The sequence below is a fragment of the Gemmobacter megaterium genome (assembly GCF_900156815.1).
In the GTDB taxonomy this organism is placed as follows: Bacteria; Pseudomonadota; Alphaproteobacteria; order Rhodobacterales; family Rhodobacteraceae; genus Wagnerdoeblera; species Wagnerdoeblera megaterium.
Window position 1 is genome coordinate 1 of the sequence record NZ_FTOT01000033.1, and the last position, 2,545, is coordinate 2,545.

At 63.1% G+C, this 2,545-nt stretch carries 6 protein-coding genes; 5 read left to right on the forward strand and 1 reads right to left on the reverse strand.

Features of this window, described 5'->3' with window-relative positions:
* The first annotated feature begins 81 nt into the window (after window positions 1-81).
* The 3 genes from BW970_RS20115 (at window position 82) to BW970_RS20125 (ending at window position 1,152) form a co-directional block, all read left to right on the forward strand.
* The gene (locus BW970_RS20115; RefSeq protein ID WP_200799324.1) at window positions 82-405 is read left to right on the forward strand and encodes a hypothetical protein; all 324 of its coding nucleotides are present in this window, start codon (window positions 82-84) and stop codon (window positions 403-405) included.
* Window positions 402-782 carry a DUF4376 domain-containing protein gene (locus BW970_RS20120; RefSeq protein ID WP_076534727.1) on the forward strand — a complete coding sequence of 127 codons (381 nt, stop codon included), beginning with the start codon at window positions 402-404 and terminating at the stop codon, window positions 780-782. Before BW970_RS20115 ends, BW970_RS20120 begins: the two co-directional genes overlap by 4 nt.
* Window positions 783-855: 73 nt before the next feature.
* Window positions 856-1,152, forward strand: a complete 297-nt coding sequence (locus BW970_RS20125; RefSeq protein WP_144039040.1) for a hypothetical protein — start codon at window positions 856-858, stop codon at window positions 1,150-1,152.
* Between the two features lie 13 nt (window positions 1,153-1,165).
* Here the strand turns inward: BW970_RS20125 and BW970_RS20865 are convergent, their stop codons facing one another.
* A complete protein-coding gene (locus BW970_RS20865; protein WP_159441490.1) occupies window positions 1,166-1,342 on the reverse strand; it encodes a hypothetical protein in 177 nt (58 codons plus the stop codon).
* A gap of 547 nt (window positions 1,343-1,889) precedes the next feature.
* On the opposite strand from BW970_RS20865, the gene BW970_RS20135 reads away from it, so the two are divergent.
* Together BW970_RS20135 and BW970_RS20980 are read left to right on the forward strand one after the other, a co-directional pair.
* A complete protein-coding gene (locus BW970_RS20135) occupies window positions 1,890-2,153 on the forward strand; it encodes a spike base protein, RCAP_Rcc01079 family (protein ID WP_076534733.1) in 264 nt (87 codons plus the stop codon).
* Window positions 2,153-2,545: hypothetical protein (locus BW970_RS20980; protein ID WP_200799325.1), on the forward strand; the 393-nt coding region annotated here is incomplete at its 3' end. The genes BW970_RS20135 and BW970_RS20980, both read left to right, overlap by 1 nt.

The following is a 2,545-nucleotide window of genomic DNA, read 5'->3' on the forward strand; positions in this document are numbered from 1 at the left end:
CACCGCGCTCGGCATCCCTGTCACAGAGCCCGTGGGATAAGTCTGTCCGGGGAAAGGGGAACCCCGGCCATCAGCCGATTTGTGCAACAGAGCCCCTTCACCCCACAATTCCGCCCCGAGGCCAGCCTGACGCTGCATCGCACCGGCGAGGTGCTGACGATCAACGGCGCCGATCTCGATCTGTCGGTGCTGCCCGAAGGCGCGATCCTGCCCGCGTCGGCTGTCGGCTGCGAATGGCTCGCCGGGCCGATCCGCCGCCTGGAGGGCGTGCTGCACCTGACGCTGATCCTGCCGCATGGTGCCGAGGCCCCGGTCGAGGCGCGGTTCCCGGCGCCGCTGGACATCGACGGCGACGGCCCGGTCGCCTTGCCCGTCACCCATCCGGCCGAGGAGCCCAAGGCATGAGCATCCCGATTGATCTGTCGCAGATGATCACCGCCGAGCAGCAGGCCAGCGCGGCAGATCGCGCCGCTCGTGATCGCATCAAGGCCCGTCGGGACATGGCTATGGCGGCGGGGATCACCGTCGGCGGTGTAAGCCTGGCAACGGATGATCTCAGTCAGCAACGCATCACGGGCGCTGCCTTGGCTGCGATGCTGGATCCGGACTATGCCGTGCAGTGGAAGGCGGGGCAGGGTTTCGTAGCCTTGACCGCGAGCCAGGTGATCGTGCTTGCGCAAGCCATGCGGGCGCATGTTCAGGCCTGCTTTGATCGCGAGGCCGAGCTGCTGGCCGCATTGGAAACCGGCGTGCCATTCGACATCGAAACCGGTTGGCCCTGATGTGCCCGTTCCGTCCAGCTTTTCGTTTTCCCATCCGCTGTCGGGATGGGCTCTTTTCTTCCCAGGAGACATGATGGCCATTCGTATCGAGAAGTCAGTCAGCTATGGCCAGATTGCCTCTACCGGCGTGATCTTCGCCGGGATGATCGGGGCCTTTGTCTGGGCGCAGGCCGACATACGTTCGCTGGGCGAGCATCAGAAACGTATCGACAGTGACCTGGTGGCAATCCGGCAGGAGGCTGCTGCGCGGGAGGCCCGTATCCGTGGTGTTGAAATCGCTCAAGCGAGCCAATCCAGCGATCTGCGCAGCATCCAGATTGGCATCAGTCGAATAGAGGCGCAGCTGGAAAAACTCCAGCCGCGCCCCTAAGCTGGCGGCGATGTCATGATGGCCGATCACGTCTTGGCGTCACCAGCGCCCCTGTTTCCGACGGCAGGGGCGTCGGAACTGGGCTCGACAGGGGGCGCATCGCCTCGCGCGCCAGATCGGTCAGCCCGTATCGCTCGATGTACTCGACAAGCGCTTGTTCCAAGAGCGCGATGCGACGGTCTTCATCCATCAAGGCCTCCGGTTTCTGACATTCCCAAGGTTGTGTTGGGATTGCGGCAAAAATGTGTCACGTTCACCAGCAATGTTGGTTCGGTGCATGGCTTGGAGGCGATCCCTACCTCAAGCCGTTCTTGCGCGCGTAGTCTGCTGCTGCTTTGTCGGTGATATCTCCCGGATAGCACAGCGGGCTTCGGCCTCCGGGTCGACTGTAGGCGCTCCGTTTTCCACATCTGCGTCCGGCGCTGTCGCGGCTCTCGGGGCATGGGCAATTTCCTGGGTAAGTGCGGATCGACTCTTCGATCATGCGCCGTTTGATCTCGCCCGTGGATAAGGCTGTTGCTGGCTGTGGCAGCATAGAAATGGCCATCAGGACCATCACCAGTGCGATGGTTGCCGATCTCATTGTGCATTCCCCGATTCTTGCGTCGTCAGGGTCGGTGTCGACGTGCGGTGGTGTCAATCGCCCAAGCGCGGTGACCATCGGCATCGCCTCAATGCTGCGACCCCCAATCCAACCTCAGTCCTGCGCACGCAGGACTCATTCTCGGAGCTTTACCATGCCGGTATACGATCCCTACAAGCACCACGAGACAGGCCCCAGCAGTCCGGCGCGACGGCATTTTGCGATATCGCCATCGGATGACCTTGATCTGCCGATCGTGCCGAAGGCCGTCTATTGCGAAGCTGCCGGCGCGCTTGCCGTGCAGGATGAAACCGGGGCAGTGTTGATCTATACTCTCGCCCAGGGCCAGATCCTGCCCATCCATGCGCGCCGCATCCGGGCAACCGGCACTACGGCTACCGTCTTCGGGTGGGTGTGATGCTGGGCTTGGGGCTGGGCCTGACGATGTTGGCCACGCGGTCAGTGGCGCGCGATCCGGTGTCACCAACGGAGCCGACGGCGCCAACCGAGCCGACGGAACCAACTGAACCGACAGACCCGACCGAACCCACAGAGCCAACCGAACCCACGGAGCCCGTACCGCCGTCCGATCTGAACGTTCTGGCCATTCAGGAGGATGGCTGGACCGCCGACTATTTCATTGAAGGCGGTTCCGTGCCGGAGGTATTCAACAACCGGCTGCCGTTCGACCCGAACACCGATGCCCATGTGCTGCACGTCCAGCGCCCCGGCTTTGATGCCACGGCGGCGGCGGTGACGGTGACGGACAGGCTGCGCATCCATACCGAATTGCGGGTGCCCTATGATGCG